Below are 15,743 nucleotides of genomic sequence, written 5' to 3' on the forward strand. Positions count from 1 at the left end.
ACAATGTATTTAACATACATTATATCGTATAGAGAAGAATATTACAAAATTGTGAACTGAAATTTCATAATTCATTAAGTGGGTGATTTTTTTGGCTCAAAATAATATAGAAAATAAAAAGCGCAGTAAGCCGAGCGAAGCGGTCATCGTCGAATCCGTCGACACATTTTCCGGCCACATCGAAGCACTGCGGGCGGTCCTTATCAAATCGGCCATCACCATCGCCATCATATTCATCATCATCTTCGCAACCGTGAGCTGGTGGTTTTCATTCATCGGCAAGGGCGCCGATATCGTCGTCATGGGGCCGTTCGAAGTCATACGGTTTTATTTCCGCACCTCAGGCGCACTCAGCATCGGCCTCGCCATCCCGTTCATGCTCTTTTACCTGTGGCAGTTCGTGAAACCGAGGCTAATTCCCAAGGAAAAGAAGATCATGCACTCTATGATGCCGCTGATGATACTTTTGTTTCTGATCGGCCTGTTGTTTGGCTATTTCGTCGTGCATCCGATCAGCTACTTTTCACTGATCGGTATGGGGGAGCAGAATTTTGACGTGCTGATCACGGCGGATGAATACATGTCGTTCCTGCTGGTGACCACAATACCGATGGGGCTCGTCTTTCAGCTGCCACTGGTGGTTTTATTTTTAAATTATCTGGAACTGCTGGATTCCGAGATCATGCGGCGTGTCAGGAAGTTTGCGTATTTCGGGCTGCTTATCATTACGGCGCTCATCGCGCCGCCGGATATATTCTCGCATATGCTGACACTGGCCCCGATGATCATTTTATATGAAGTCAGTATCATTCTGGTGAAGCGGAAAGAAGCGCGGGACCGTTTGAAAGAGGATAATTAAAGGGGAAATATGTTATTATCTAATTTAAAGTTTTTATTAGCAGGAGGCGTACTATTGTGAGTCAGAAAGTGAGAAAAGCAGTTATACCGGCCGCAGGACTCGGAACGAGATTTCTGCCTGCGACTAAGGCAATGCCGAAAGAAATGATTCCGATTCTTGATAAACCGACCATCCAGTATATTGTGGAAGAAGCGGTCGAGGCGGGCATCGAAGATATCATCATCGTCACAGGCAGACATAAACGTGCGATCGAAGACCATTTCGACCATCAGGTGGAGCTTGAAATGTCACTCCGATCAAAAGGTAAATTTGAACTACTCGAGAAAGTTGAACATTCAACCGGACTCGCAAATATATTTTACGTCAGGCAGAAATCGCCGAAAGGGCTGGGCCACGCGATCAACACGGCGCACCAGTTCATCGGCAACGAACCGTTTGCGGTGCTGCTCGGCGATGACATCGTCGACTACGGCGACGGCAAACCGGCAATCGGCCAGCTGATCGAGGAATTCGAACGTAAAAATTCACCGATCATCGGTGTGAAAACCGTGCCGGACGAAGAAGTGTCCAGATACGGCATCGTCGAATATGACGGTTGTTCAGATGACTTATATCATCTGACGGATCTTTATGAAAAACCGGAGGCGGACGAGACCGATTCAAGGCTCGCAATCATGGGCCGCTACGTGCTCACCCCGGAAATTTTCGAACAGCTCGGGCGCGGCGTCATCGGCGCCGGCGGAGAAATCCAGCTGACCGATGCGATCGCGGAACTCATCAACGAAGGCAAAGACGTCTACGCGCTGGACTTCAAAGGCGACCGCTACGACGTCGGCCATATGCGCGGCTTCGTCAAGACCACCATCGAATACGCACTCCGTTCGGAGGACATCCGCGATGAAATCATCGAATACATGGAGTCCACGCTTGAGAATTTGAAAAATAAAGAGTAGCGTGAGTTTGAACACCCTCTGGCTGGCTTCTATCGGTCAAGTGGAGAATGGTTTGGCCGATAGGGGTGTTCTATCGGCCAAGTGAGATCGGGTTCGCCCGATAGGGGTGTTCTATCGGCCAAGTGAGAGCGGGTTTGGCCGGTAGCGCTGTTCTATCGGTCAAGTGGAGAATGGTTTGGCCGATAGGAGCGAATCACAAACAATCAATCCAAACACAAATAAAGCCCGTTCCGGCATCTCATCAGATGCCGGAACGGGCTTTTTCGTTTCCATATTCACATCAATCATCTCGCCGCAAGCTTCCTCGCGAACATACTGGCATAATAAATGGTCAGCACCAAAAATATCAACCCGCTCGCAACGAGCGTCGCAGTCACTGTACCGAAAATATCCGCAGTCAGCCCGCCGACAACCGGGCCAATCATCGCCCCCATCCCCTGCAGGCTGCTGATCAGCCCCCAGGATTCGGATTTCTTCTCATCCATGATCGTACCGGCCAAATACTTATTCCACGCCGGCAGCATCACCCCGTAACACAGTCCGATAAATGCAACGATCAGGAAAATGATCCACACGGTCTGAAGCGTCGAAAACCATATGATCCCGACCGCATACACAAAGAATCCGGTGCAGATGATCAGCATCGTAAACTTCGACGAATAACTGTCCAGCCCGCGGCTGAGCACGGTCATGCTGAACCCGACGAGCGCAAAAATCACCAGGATGAATATCGTATATTCAAAAAAGCTCAGCTCAAGGAGCCCCGTAATATAAGTCGGCAGCACCGGCAGGAGCATACCGACACCGAGCGCCTGCAGCATAATCCCGGGAATATTCCCCATATGCCGGCGCAAAATCACGATAGTCTCCTTCAAAGGCAGCCGCTTCTTTCCCGATCCGGCACGCGGCCCGCGGTCGTCCGCAACGACCTTGAATTTCCCGGGTATAAAGAGGTACATCAGAAAATTCAGCACCACCGCGCCGATCATCACGACCACAGCCGCTTCCCCGACCGCACCGATAATGAAATTCATCACGACCATACCGGAGCCGAGGCCACTGAGCCAGCTGAAGAAAATAAACCCCATGTCCTTGCCGCGGGTCGACTCATCAACGTTTGCGAGCGCGAATATCCAGATTGGGCACACGCTCACGCCGAGCAGCGCGGAAGCGATGAGCAGCACGAAAAAGTCCTGCGACAAAATAATCATGCTCATCGCCGCGGCCATTAACAGATACGTCCCGGCCATCGTCCACCGCGCACCGACTTTCCGCATGATGAAGCCGAGCCAGGCGTTCGTCGCCGCATCGAAGACGAAATGCACCGTGATCACGACGGACGCGAGTGTCAGCGAAATCGCCTCGATCGAAGGCAGCGCCGGCAAATAGCTCAGCACATACATGCCGCGGACGAGCTCCGTCATGAATAATATGATTGCATATTTCCAAAATAAATTTTTGCGTTTCACCGTCATCAGTTTTCACCATCTATCCTATAGCTTCTCAAAGAGAGATTCTACCACACCCCCTGTAAATTTGTGTAGACTTTTATTTACGAATCTCTATTTTAAAGGCGCCGTTTATTGTATAATATAAAGATTGAAAGGTGGGGACGGTACTTGAATTCGAAAACACTGCTTTCTTTGTTGAAGATCAAGAAAACATACGGCAATTTCCCCGTAGCTGTCGAAAAGATTTCTACAGACTCACGCGAAATTGATGATAATAGTATTTTTGTGGCAATAAAAGGTCATCTCGCAGACGGTCAGGAGTTCATACCGGACGTACTGGAGAAAGGCTGCAGATTCATAATCAGCGACAGATATTACGATGTCGGCGACGATGCCGGCATACTGGTAGTAAAGGATCCTGCGAAAGTCGGCGCACTGTTCGCAGAATATATATATGATTTTCCGCATGAGGCGATGACGATGATCGGCGTCACCGGCACCAACGGTAAAACCACGGTGGCAACGATGATCCACAGCTTAAGCCGCGCGATGGGCAAGGAAAGTGCGTACCTCGGCACGAACGGCTTCATGGTGAACGACGACCGGTACGTCAGTGTCAACACGACGCCGGAATCCATCAAGCTGCATCACAGAATGAACGCGGCGGCGGAGGAAGGCGCGGAAGTGTTCGCGATGGAAGTGTCTTCGCACGGTCTGAAGCTCGGCCGCCCGTACGGCATCAACTTCGATATTGCGATATTTACGAATCTGTCTCAGGATCACCTGGACTTCCACCCGACGATGGACGACTACGGCTATACGAAGGGGCTTTTATTTTCACAGATGGGCCAGGACGTCAAAGAACGAAAATTCGTCGTATTGAACAACGACGACCCGTGGAGCGAGCAGTACCAGCGCATGACGCCGCATGAAGTGATTACTTACGGCATGGATAATAAAAGTGATTTCTACCCGGCGGAGATCGACGGCAGTCTGGAAGGGTTCAACTTTACGCTGAATACGCCGGAAGGCGCGTTCCATGTGAATTCACCATTTATCGGCGAGTTCAACATACAGAATCTGATGGCGGCGATCATCAGCGAGTGGCTGCAGGGCTACGACCTGAAGAAAATCATCGAAGCGGTCGCAGTGATGGCACCGGTCGAAGGCAGGCTCGAAGTGCTCGATAAGTCACTGCCGGTCAATCTCATCATCGACTTCGCCCACACGCCGGATGCGCTGGAGAAAATTATGGATACCATCCAGCCTTTCGCGGCCGGACGGCTTTTATTTTTAGTCGGAATGACGGGCGAGCGCGATACGACGAAAGCGCGCGAGATGGGCGAGATTGCCTCCCGTGCCGATATTGCGATCTTCACGCCGGACAATCCGGCGAATGACGACCCCGAGATGCTGGTCAAATTGCTCGAAGCGGGCGCGGCGGGGGATAATTATCATTCGTTCACCGACCGTGACGCAGGGATCCGCTACGCGGTTGACATCAGCGAGCCGGGCGACACGATCGTGCTTGCGTGCAAGGGCCGCGAGCCGTATCAGATCATGGAAAACTATGTGAAGGTGCCGCACCGCGACGACCTGATTGCACTGGATGCGGCGTACCGCAAGTACCGTCCGAAAGAATATTTGGAAGAATAAAGTATCAAGGAGATTTTTAATGACATTACAAGATGAAATAAAAAAACGTAAAACATTTGCCATCATCTCTCACCCGGATGCGGGTAAGACGACATTGACCGAAAAACTGCTTCTGTTCGGCGGCGCAATCCGCTCTGCAGGGACGGTCAAAGGGAAGAAGAGCGGCAAGTTCGCAACGAGTGACTGGATGAAAGTGGAGCAGGAACGCGGCATCAGTGTGACGAGTTCCGTCATGCAGTTTGATTTCGACGGCTATAAGATCAATATTCTGGATACGCCGGGACACGAGGATTTCTCGGAAGATACGTACCGGACGCTGATGGCGGTCGACTCCGCGGTCATGGTCATCGATGCCGCGAAAGGAATCGAGCCGCAGACGCTGAAACTGTTTAAAGTATGTAGAATGCGCGGCATTCCGATCTTCACGTTCATCAACAAACTCGACCGTATGGGCAAGGAGCCGTTCGAGCTGCTTGAGGAAATTGAAGAGACGCTCGAGATTGAAACATATCCGATGACCTGGCCGGTTGGCATGGGCCAGAGTTTCTTCGGTATCATCAACCGTAAAAATAAACAGATCAATCCTTTCCGTGAAGAGGAAATGCTTCAGATGAACGACGATTACGAGTTGGAAAGTGAACACCCGATCACTGAAGATGAGGCGTACCAGACGGCACTCGAGGAATTCATGCTTGTGGAAGAAGCGGGCGATGATTTCGATAAGGAGAAAATTTCGAACGGTGATTTGACGCCTGTGTTCTTCGGCTCGGCATTATCCACGTTCGGTATTGAGGAATTTCTCGATACGTACGTCGATTTCGCGCCGATGCCGACTGCCAGAAAGACGGAGTCCGGAACCGAAGTGACACCGACAGATGAAGGCTTCAGCGGTTTTATTTTCAAAATACAGGCGAACATGGATCCGAAACACCGTGACCGGCTCGCGTTCATGCGCATTGTGAGCGGCAAGTTCACGCGCGGTATGGATGCGGTGCTGGCCCGGACCGGCAAGAAGACGAAAGTGTCGCGTGCCACGATGTTCATGGCCGATGATACCGAGACCGTTGATGAGGCTTATGCGGGCGATATCATCGGTCTGTATGATACTGGGAATTATCAGATCGGCGATACGCTGCATGGTGCCGGCGGTAAAAAGGTCGAGTTCGAGAACCTGCCGCAGTTTACGCCGGAGCTGTTCATGAAAGTGTCCGCGAAAAACGTCATGAAGCAGAAACACTTCTATAAAGGCATCGAGCAGCTTGTGCAGGAGGGCGCGATCCAGTATTACAAAACCCTTCATACCAACCAGCCGATTTTGGGCGCGGTCGGCCAGCTGCAGTTCGAAGTGTTCGAACACCGCATGAAAAACGAGTACAACACCGACGTCGTGATGGAGCCGATCGGCAAGAAGATTGCCCGCTGGATCGAGAATGAAGAGGACATCAAGGAGAGCATGAACTCACCGCGTTCAAACCTCGTGCTCGACCGTTACGATAATCAGGTATTTCTGTTCGAAAATGAATTTGCCACACGCTGGTTCAGCGATAAATTTCCGGAAATCAAATTGTACAGCTTATTGTAGTTCTCGCACCCGTCCGGCCGATGATCATTATCGGTCAGGCGGGTGTTTTTGCATCGGGCGCGTGTTCTATCGGCCAAGTGGTGCGTGGTTCGGCCGATAGGTGTGTTCTATCGGCCAAGTGGGATGTGGTTCGACCGATAAGCATCTGAAACCAGTCTCATCCCTCTCAAAACCCTCCAACACCCCCCCTCACCCCTGCCAAATCAACGAAAACCAGCAAACCACCAATAGGAAACGTTTTCATTCATTAATCCCCTTTACAACCGACAAGTTATCAGATATATTTAATTTATCGATGAAACGACAATTGAATAGATCCTTATCAATAACTAAAATTTAGTTTTGAAAAAGGGGAGTAACACTAGTCTTTGCCTATCGGTAAAAATGGCTTAACTGCAGCACTGAGAGCTACAACCATTTACTGAAAACAACAGCAACAGACTATCATTACATCGTCATTACGGCTCCAGATTTCGGCTTTTATTTCATAAATCGGACCCGGTGTAGTGAACAACGAGCAACCCGGCAGGCAACATCCGCCGCCCACATTCGTTGGACCGTGAGACCTTTGGCAAAACGTACTAAAGAATATCTTTTGTACGTTCTGCGATGGGTCTCTTTTTTGTTGTCTGAATGGATAAAAAACTTAGGGGGTACACTTTTATGGATATGGCATTATTATTGGAATACGGCTGGGTCCTGATCGTCCTGATTGTCCTCGAAGGATTGCTCGCAGCGGATAACGCTGTCGTCCTCGCGGTACTCGTCAGACATCTGAATCCGAAAGAACGGAAAAAAGCACTGTTTTACGGACTGGTTGGCGCATTCGTCTTCAGGATGATCGCGATACTGTTACTCGTCTGGCTCGTGCAGTGGTGGTGGATGCAGGCCATCGGCGCACTTTACCTGCTGTGGGTCTCAGGCTCGCATTTATACGGCATAATCAAAGCGAATAATGAAAATAAAAACCCTGCGGACGAGCAGGCGGACAAGGCGAAAGACGCTGAACCGAAAAAAGGCAGCGGCTTCTGGATGACAGTTTTCAAAGTGGAACTCGCAGACATCGCCTTCGCAGTCGATTCAATTCTGGCAGCTGCGGCAATCGCGCTCGCACTGCCTGAAATCGGCGGCGATTTCTTCGGCGTCAACGCAGGTCAGTACACGGTCATGGTGATTGGCGGTCTCGTCGGTGTCATCATCATGCGTTTCTTCGCAACATGGTTCGTCGGCGTCCTTGCACGCCGTCCGGGACTTGAAGTCGCAGCCTTCATCATCGTTGGCTGGGTGGGTGTCAAACTGATGGTGCTCGCACTTGCGCACGAAGCAATCAACATCATCCCGCATGAATTCCCGCATTCGACGACTTGGAAACTGATTTTCTGGTCAGTGATGGTCATTGTGATTGTGGTCGGCTGGTTCAGCAGTAAAAATAAACACCCGTACGACGGCGAATCAGTGGAAGTATAAGCGTTTTAATCCTATAATGTAAAATAAGAAGTTGACAAGCTGGGAGGAATAAGTGTGGAGAATGATAAAAAACATGTGATTCCTAGAGACCGTTACAAACGCCGCCGCCGCGTCTTTACTGAGGACGGGCAGCAGCCGATGGAGCCATACGGTCACGCTGCACACTCTGATGACAACAGTCATTCAGGACAGACGGAACAAAACAGCAATGAACAGAATTCAATGAAATCAGCAGCGGAAAAAAGACGGGAATATATCGAAGAAAATGACAGCAGGTCCCATGATCCAGTCTACGGATACGAAGATCTGGATACAGATGAAGAACAGCCGGAAGACGGCTACCAGGATGTCTATACATCAGGACCAACAAAGTCCGGGCAGGCAGCACGCGACGCCCAGGCCGATGAAGTCCTTCGGGCAGAAGAACCGATTGAAGACCGTTCTGAAAATAAAGATCGCGGCAGAGGCAGGGATGTGCGTCAAAATGATGAATCTGCGCGTCCGGATGAATCTGCGAAACGGGAACACCCTGTAAACAGAGGAACGCCGGTGCCGGGAGACTCGAAACCATCCGGCGGTGCATCGGAAGATGCAGAAAACTCTGATACGCCTAGAGATTCCAGGGATGCAGAACACCCTGACACACCCCGAGATTCCGGGGATGCCGCGTACGGATACAAATCCCGGGACTCAGAGTCATCCGGAGAAGAACAAACACCGAGAAACACTGATAGTACCCGAAATCGGGCAGTACCGCCGCATCCGTCAGAAGATGCGCCGCAAGAGCAACCGGAAGATTATATTCCGAGAAGTGCCATCTTCGGCGGTACTGCAGCAGCGGCCGCTTCAGGTGCAACTGCCAAAGACGCAGGCGACAGCAGCCGAAACGACAACTCGAGCAGCCCGGACCGCGCCAACCCGGAAGCATCACAGCAACACCACCCTGAATCCGAGAAACGGATCCAGCGGGATAAAAAGGGGCGCGTCATTAAAGGCGACCCGGGGTCATCCGACAACAAAAATAATTTCTACGGTACCGTGCCGCCGATCGGCGCCGGTGCAGGAAACGGCAACAACAACGGCAACAATAACCGCGGCAGTAAAGGCGGCGGGGGCGGCGGATTTTTCCGCACGTTCATGATACCGCTCATCGCCGGTATTCTCGGCGCACTGCTGGTGCTGATCCTTTTCAACGTCTTCAGCGGCGACGACCCTGAAGAGACCGCAACGAACGAACAGGAAGCGGGCACGGAACAGGAAGCTGAAGACGGTGCAGTCGGAGATGCGTCCGAAAGCGAAACGACACAGGCGATAGAATCGTCCCGTGAGTCCGTCGTTTCCGTCATCAACCTTCAGAGGATCGACTCATTCCTGCCGGGCATTTTCGGCGAAGATGCAGAAACACAGCAGCAGGAGCCTGAAGAAGCGGGCATCGGTTCCGGTGTCATCTACAAAACGGATGGCGACACTGCGTATATCGTCACGAACCATCACGTTGTAGAAGGCGCGGAAGAACTGCAGATCAATATGCAGAACGGTGAATCCGTCACGGCAAACGTCGTCGGTACCGATATCTGGACCGACCTCGCAGTACTATCCATACCGAGCGAGCAGGTCGAAGGCACACTCGATTTCGCAAACAGCGACGAACTGACAGTCGGCCAGACGGCCATCGCCATCGGTTCACCGCTCGGCGAAGCATTCTCAGGATCGGTGTCCCAGGGCATCGTCTCCGGCCTCGACCGTTCGGTGCCGGTCGACCTTGACGGCGACGGCGGCTACGACTGGGAGGCGAACGTCATCCAGACCGACGCAGCCATCAACCCGGGTAACTCCGGCGGCGCACTCATCGATTCGAATGGCAATCTGATCGGCATCAACTCGATGAAGATCAGCATGCCGCAGGTGGAAGGCATCGGATTTGCGATTCCGGCAAACGAAGTCCAGAAAGTCGTCAGCCAGATAGAAGAGAACGGCGAAGTGCAGAGACCATTCTTCGGTGTGACACTTCAGGACCTGTACACGATTCCGCCTGAAGTCCTTCAGAGCGAGATGAACCTGCCTGAAGACGTCAACTCCGGCGTCGTCATCTCAAGCGTCCAGCAGGGCTCGCCAGCAGCAAATGTAGGCATGCAGCAGCTCGACCTCGTGACCGCTCTTGACGGTAGCGAAGTGGGCAACATGATGGAACTCAGACAATATCTGTACTATGAAAAACAGCCGGGTGACGAAATGACGGTCGAATTCTACCGTAACGGCGAGCAGCAGACCGTCACGGTCACACTGGAATAACAGAATTCACAGCCGACTTCAAAATGGAGTCGGCTTTTTTTACTTTTTATAGTAGAATAAAAATCATATTGCTTCTTGAGAGGGGATGCGCAGATGTTTGGTAAGATGCTTGCGCGTATCAAAAACTACAGTCCTCAGCGGCTGATATTCTTTTATTACTTAATTGCGGTCACAATAGCGACACTGCTTCTTGCCATGCCGGTATTTTACCGCGTGGATTATGACACCATCCAGTTCATAGATATTTTATTCATCGCATCCTCTGCGCTCAGCGTCACGGGCCTCAGTACGATGGATATCGCAGAAACATTCACTGTGCCGGGTTATGCCGTCATCATGTTCATCATGAATCTCGGCGGCGTCGGCATCATGGCGATGGGTACGATGATCTGGCTCATTCTCGGCCAGAAGATCGGCCTTCGTGAACGCATGCAGATCATGGTGGATACGAACCAGTATAAAATTTCAGGCGGCGTCAAGCTGATCATCGACATCATCATGCTGATCCTCGTCATCGAGCTGATCGGTGCGATCTATTATTTCATCGTTTTCCTGACAGGTTCCGGTGATTTCAATTATGCCTTGATGCACAGTGTATTTCTATCGATTTCAGCAACGACGAACGGCGGACTGGATCTATTTTCAACATCCCTTACAGGATACGACACGGCATACCATATACAGCTGCCGGTGATGATCCAGATTGTGCTCGGGTCGATCGGTTATCCGGTACTGATTGAAGTCCGGAACTACCTGTCGAGACGCCGCAAACATTTCCGGTTTTCTTTATTTACTAAAATAACGACATCGACATACGGCGCATTGTTCGTGGTCGGCGCCATCATGATTTTCATCTCGGAGTGGCAGGACTACTTCAAGGAATACGGCGTCACGGGTGCGATGATGAACAGCATGTTCTTATCCGTCACATCCCGTAGCGGCGGGCTGACAACGGTCCCGATCGAGCAGCTGAGCGAGGCGACGCAGATGTTCATGAGTGCGCTCATGTTCATCGGCGCGAGCCCGAGTTCCGCCGGCGGCGGGATCCGGACGACGACATTCGCGATTTTGCTGCTGTTCCTGATTTCGTTCAGCCGCGGCCACAGGGAGATCCATGTGTTCAAACGGAACGTCGCACGTGCGGATATCGAGCGCGCATTCGCGGTCATTTCACTCGCGGTATTTCTCGTCTTTACGGGCGTCATGTCAATCGTGTTCATAGAAAACAGCCGGTTTGAAATGGTGCATGTTTTATTCGAAGTGACGAGTGCGTTCGGTACGGCGGGCACATCCGCCGGCATCACCGAAGAGTTGTCGGCACTCAGCAAACTGATCATCATCGCGTTCATGTTCATCGGCAGAATCGGTTTCGTGTCATTCATCTTCTTCATCGGCGGCAGACAGAAGAAACACTCGCACCAGTTCCCGGAAGAGCGCATTATGGTAGGATAAATTCAAGGAGGGCTTTATTATGCAGGAATTTTTTACGGTAAAATTGATACTCACCCAGCATCTCGGCGGTAAGCTCGGCATGAGTGACGACGTTTCCCTGTCCAAAGTGTCGAGGTACGCCGGCAGCATCAACGCCGATGATAATTATCACGTGCTGCTCGGAGATCTCGGCGGCACCCTCGGCATCGACCAGGAGTTGAAAGGCCGCCGCAATCCCGGCGTCACCGCGATGAATTACATGGGCTACAACTTTGCGGTGCTGAACCACCGCGATCTGACCAACGTGTCGAAGCTCCGCCGTGCTGTCGGTTTCGCGCGCTATCCGTTCCTGAACTGCAACATCGGCCACCCGAACACGAAGGAGTCGTTTTTCGGCGAGCCGTATAAACTGATCGACATCAACGGCATGCGCCTCGCGTACGTCAGCGGCTATGCCGGCGAGTTCGACGCGGGCGACGACGACCTGTTCCGCGTGACGGATATTGCCGAATCCCTGCGCCGCACGCTCCGTTATATTTATGATAATAAAGACCCGGACTACGTGATTGTCGCAATATCCGACTGGGATGAATCCATGCAGGCAGTCGTCAACAGCCTTGAAGGCGTGGGCATTGTTGTGACCGGTGCGCCGGAGGTGTACGACGGCAAACTCGATGCGGGGGCTGACGGCGGATTGGACGAGGATGTCGAACTGTTATCAGGCAAAGAGACATACAATGTCGACGAATCCAACCCAATCGCCATGTACCACCACAATCACGACGGATTCGTCATGTCCATCGACCTGAATTTCAAACGCCGCACCACCACATTCGAATACCTCGGCCACACCCTGACCCATCTGGACAAGGAAATATCCAACCTGACCGACGATATCCACTTAAACGACCTGATCTACTACCACTTCTGAGGGCCGCTGGCCCCTATCGGCTCATCCTGTGATGCGGGACGGCCCGTTGGAAGCTGTATGGCTCATCCCGTGCTCTGGGACGGCCCGTTGGAAGCTGTACGGCTCATCCCGTGCTTGGGGACGGCGCGTTAGAAGCTGTACGGCTCATCCTGTGCTGCGGGACGGCCCGTTGGAAGCTGTATGGCTCATCCCGTGCTGCGGGACGGCTCGTTAGAGGCTGTATGGCTCATCCCCGGCTTGGGGACGGCGCGTTAGAAGCTGTATGGCTCATCCCATGCTCCGGGAAGGACCATTAAACCCGCCTCAACACACACTCATACAAATAAAGTGGAGATAACTCTCTAAAAGAGTAATATGACCAATTAAATTCAAAATCAAAAAAATCAAAAACGTCGATTTCCTCCTAATATAATAAAGGGGGTTTTTTAATCTCCTAAATCAAAGGGGATGACTAAATGTTTTTAACTGAGAGATACAAATCCAACGAGCAAATTTATCTGGAAACTTTATCAAAGCGCGCAATATTAACGAAGGAAGAGGAGAAGAAACTATCCTGGTTGAAGCGGGGATTTGAAGGGGAGAAGCTGTATGATCGGATATTTGATGAAGTTGGCCACGGGAACTTGAACATTTTCAGAGATATTTGGATTCAGGGAGATAAGTCATTGACTCAGATTGATGCATTGATAATTACAGATGAGACAGTGTTCATTAATGAAATCAAAAATTACAGCGGCAACTACAAGTATGAAAACAATACATGGCAGATCGGCAATATTCAAATATCTGATGACCCAATCATCCAGGCAAAGCGTGCGAGTTCAAAACTCATTAAGATATTCCTTGAAAATAAAACCAGTATTAACACAGATTTCAATATAATGTTTCCTAATCCATATTTCATATTATCGACTGACGACAATTATTGTCGTTCGAAAACGATTAAACGGGAACTGATGAAGCAGTATTTCCGTAATATCAACCAGCTCTCCAGCTGGAAGAATACAAATCATCTCATTCAAATGATACAGAATAATATTGTGCCAGAGCCCAAGTATGCAGCAATCACCGACCCATCCCGCCTGACTTTCGGCAGACAATGTCTGCAGTGCGCATCTTTCGATTTTACTCCCAACCGTTATTCTACGACATGCAATATATGTAATCATAAGTCTGCAAATAAAGATCATGTCCTGTCTGCAGTCAGAGACTATAATATCTTGTTCTCGCCTGACAATATTAAAAGCAGCGATATCAGAACGCTTATCAACAACGAAGTTTCAAGGTCTACGATAAAAAGACATATAAAGGAGATATGTCTTTTAAACAATAGGGGGAGACATGCAACATACACCATCGAACCCGGCCGCATCTCATAGACTGGCATATAAACAAAAACCCCCGATCTCACACCAAGTGAGTCCGGGGGTTTCCAAATCTATAAAATTTTACGCTTCGTTGATGATTTCATAGCGTTTATGGTTGACGACTGTTTTTTCAAACATTTCATGTTCATCGAAATTGTCGTTGATCGTGACGTCCACGATCACCGAGTTATCATTCACTTTTTCAACTTTACCCTGCATATTCGGAAATACCCAGTCGAACTTTACGATATCCCCGACATTTGCCGTGATAATATCCAAATCTTCTTCTTTTTTTGACATAGAACAAACCTCCATCCAATCATTGAGATACATTATACAAGAAAATCCCGCAAATGTAACCACCTTTGCACAAAAATTCACTGACTGTTAACAAACGCCCTGACCTTCGCACGCACCTTCAGCCTGACAGCCTTCACCGTCGACACACTGACATCCAGAATATGCGCGATCTCCGCCGTCGAATACCCGCTCATCATCAGCTCGAGCCACCGCAGCTCCCGCACCGTCAAAATCCCGCCGAGGTCCCCCTCAAAGAGCTCCAAATACGATTCCCGCACCGACGCCGACCCGTCATCCTCCAGCCACTCCGTCAGCTCCAGCCCCTTCGAGACGCGCACACACTTCCGGATCTCATCAATCAGCCGCTGATAAATCCGCGTATAAACAAACTGCGATTCCGTCGCACCCCGCGCCTTCGACGCATCAAAACTGAGCAACGCCTGATAAATCGCAATCCGTCCCACCTGCAAAAAATCATCCCTGTCATACAAAATACTCAACTTCGCCATAATCGCATGCACCATCGGCTCATACTGCCGGATCTTCGCATCCAGCACCGCCTCACCATTCAAATTCACTTTCTCCATAACCCATTCCCAGCGACTTATCGATAAATCATGTTTTTCCGGATACACATAATCTATCCAATCTTTTGGAAAATAAAAACCATCACAACCATGCGAAACGACACTTAACTTCAACTTATAGTTAACGTTGGTTAAAAATTGTTAAATTAATGTAATATTAAATCAATTTATTGTATAATAGGGAGGCTTACACAATTTGACAGAATGCTCTACATACACTTCTGCACTCGATCGGGGGATGGGGCGCAGATGCAAAACAAACAACCATACATAAAAAGGGGCGTACCACTTGAAAAACTTTTCATTTTTACTGCACGACATCAAATATCTGGAGCCTGTCCATAATCTGGAGTTTCTTTCACAGGCCATCTATCCGCACCGTCATGAATATTCGATACTCACAACCGATGTGTGGCTCGATCAGCTGCTGATCCATCAGTACGGCACGAGTCTGAAAGCAAGGCGGGACCACCTCAGATTCGTCCATAACATTCACAAGCTCGGACCGATCGTCATGGACGAACGCACGAATTTCGTGCTGTTTCCACTGACGTCGAGCGCGCACAGAAACGCATTCTGGATCAACCTCAGAACGATACTCAGATTCAGCACGCCGGAAAATGACCGGTACAAAACGCGCATCCACTTCAGCGACGGTACATTCAAGGATGTCTCATACGACAGGAAGACATGCGAAAAGCAGTACCAGAAGACACTGACAGTGCTCGACCGGATGGTGAAAATCAGGGAGTACCCGGAACTTTATTTTGATATGAAACCGGCGCAATCGTAAAGATTTAATGAATTTTAAATCAAACCCTTTAAATTTCCATGGATATTAAGGATAATTGAAATAGGATTGGAGGA

General features: G+C 50.2%; 13 protein-coding genes. 10 read left to right on the plus strand and 3 right to left on the minus strand.

Going from position 1 to position 15,743, the window contains the following annotated elements; translation table 11 throughout:
• Positions 1–91: 91 nt before the first annotated feature.
• Both tatC and galU read left to right on the plus strand, forming a co-directional pair.
• Entirely contained in the window at positions 92–859 is a 768-nt protein-coding gene (gene tatC, locus BO48_RS08250) for a twin-arginine translocase subunit TatC (protein WP_496366961.1), read from the plus strand.
• Between the two features lie 56 nt (positions 860–915).
• Positions 916–1,812 carry a UTP--glucose-1-phosphate uridylyltransferase GalU gene (gene galU, locus BO48_RS08255; protein WP_496366962.1) on the plus strand — a complete coding sequence of 299 codons (897 nt, stop codon included), beginning with the start codon at positions 916–918 and terminating at the stop codon, positions 1,810–1,812.
• A 284-nt stretch (positions 1,813–2,096) separates the two neighbouring features.
• Here galU and BO48_RS08260 read toward each other — a convergent pair whose 3' ends face one another.
• Positions 2,097–3,287 carry an MFS transporter gene (locus BO48_RS08260; protein WP_496366963.1) on the minus strand — a complete coding sequence of 397 codons (1,191 nt, stop codon included), beginning with the start codon at positions 3,285–3,287 and terminating at the stop codon, positions 2,097–2,099.
• A gap of 144 nt (positions 3,288–3,431) precedes the next feature.
• Here BO48_RS08260 and BO48_RS08265 point away from each other — a divergent pair, with 144 nt between their 5' ends.
• From BO48_RS08265 to BO48_RS08295, 7 genes are all read left to right on the plus strand, one after another.
• Positions 3,432–4,919, plus strand: coding sequence for a UDP-N-acetylmuramoyl-L-alanyl-D-glutamate--2,6-diaminopimelate ligase (locus BO48_RS08265; protein ID WP_496366988.1), 1,488 nt, complete (start codon positions 3,432–3,434; stop codon positions 4,917–4,919).
• Positions 4,920–4,938: 19 nt separating this feature from the next.
• A complete protein-coding gene (locus tag BO48_RS08270; protein ID WP_496366964.1) occupies positions 4,939–6,501 on the plus strand; it encodes a peptide chain release factor 3 in 1,563 nt (520 codons plus the stop codon).
• A gap of 663 nt (positions 6,502–7,164) precedes the next feature.
• Positions 7,165–7,968 (plus strand): TerC family protein, encoded by an 804-nt coding sequence (locus BO48_RS08275; RefSeq protein WP_496366965.1) that lies wholly within the window; start codon positions 7,165–7,167, stop codon positions 7,966–7,968.
• A 54-nt stretch (positions 7,969–8,022) separates the two neighbouring features.
• Positions 8,023–10,260, plus strand: coding sequence for a S1C family serine protease (locus BO48_RS08280; RefSeq protein WP_496366966.1), 2,238 nt, complete (start codon positions 8,023–8,025; stop codon positions 10,258–10,260).
• A gap of 93 nt (positions 10,261–10,353) precedes the next feature.
• Positions 10,354–11,712 (plus strand): TrkH family potassium uptake protein, encoded by a 1,359-nt coding sequence (locus BO48_RS08285; protein WP_496366967.1) that lies wholly within the window; start codon positions 10,354–10,356, stop codon positions 11,710–11,712.
• 19 nt (positions 11,713–11,731) lie between these two features.
• Positions 11,732–12,622, plus strand: coding sequence for a hypothetical protein (locus BO48_RS08290; RefSeq protein WP_496366968.1), 891 nt, complete (start codon positions 11,732–11,734; stop codon positions 12,620–12,622).
• A gap of 455 nt (positions 12,623–13,077) precedes the next feature.
• Entirely contained in the window at positions 13,078–14,001 is a 924-nt protein-coding gene (locus BO48_RS08295) for a nuclease-related domain-containing protein (RefSeq protein WP_496366969.1), read from the plus strand.
• Between the two features lie 69 nt (positions 14,002–14,070).
• On the opposite strand, the gene BO48_RS08300 is transcribed toward BO48_RS08295, so the two are convergent.
• Positions 14,071–14,262 carry a YkvS family protein gene (locus BO48_RS08300; RefSeq protein WP_496366989.1) on the minus strand — a complete coding sequence of 64 codons (192 nt, stop codon included), beginning with the start codon at positions 14,260–14,262 and terminating at the stop codon, positions 14,071–14,073.
• A gap of 104 nt (positions 14,263–14,366) precedes the next feature.
• Positions 14,367–14,876, minus strand: coding sequence for a sigma-70 family RNA polymerase sigma factor (locus BO48_RS08305; protein ID WP_496366970.1), 510 nt, complete (start codon positions 14,874–14,876; stop codon positions 14,367–14,369).
• 289 nt (positions 14,877–15,165) lie between these two features.
• Here BO48_RS08305 and BO48_RS08310 point away from each other — a divergent pair, with 289 nt between their 5' ends.
• Positions 15,166–15,669: a competence protein ComK gene (locus BO48_RS08310; protein ID WP_496366971.1), complete on the plus strand. Its 504-nt coding sequence runs from the start codon at positions 15,166–15,168 to the stop codon at positions 15,667–15,669.
• The last annotated feature ends 74 nt before the right edge of the window (positions 15,670–15,743 follow it).

It is taken from the genome of Lacicoccus kunmingensis DSM 17847 (assembly GCF_059568765.1).

What these genes read in the sequence shown, in the direction of transcription:
- BO48_RS08295 (WP_496366969.1), top strand. Translation starts at nt 13,078, where the DNA reads ATGTTTTTAACTGAGAGATACAAATCCAACGAGCAAATTTATCTGGAA.
- BO48_RS08285 (WP_496366967.1), top strand. Translation starts at nt 10,354, where the DNA reads ATGTTTGGTAAGATGCTTGCGCGTATCAAAAACTACAGTCCTCAGCGG.
- BO48_RS08305 (WP_496366970.1), bottom strand. Translation starts at nt 14,876, where the DNA reads ATGGAGAAAGTGAATTTGAATGGTGAGGCGGTGCTGGATGCGAAGATC.
- BO48_RS08290 (WP_496366968.1), top strand. Translation starts at nt 11,732, where the DNA reads ATGCAGGAATTTTTTACGGTAAAATTGATACTCACCCAGCATCTCGGC.
- BO48_RS08270 (WP_496366964.1), top strand. Translation starts at nt 4,939, where the DNA reads ATGACATTACAAGATGAAATAAAAAAACGTAAAACATTTGCCATCATC.
- BO48_RS08275 (WP_496366965.1), top strand. Translation starts at nt 7,165, where the DNA reads ATGGATATGGCATTATTATTGGAATACGGCTGGGTCCTGATCGTCCTG.
- BO48_RS08260 (WP_496366963.1), bottom strand. Translation starts at nt 3,287, where the DNA reads ATGACGGTGAAACGCAAAAATTTATTTTGGAAATATGCAATCATATTA.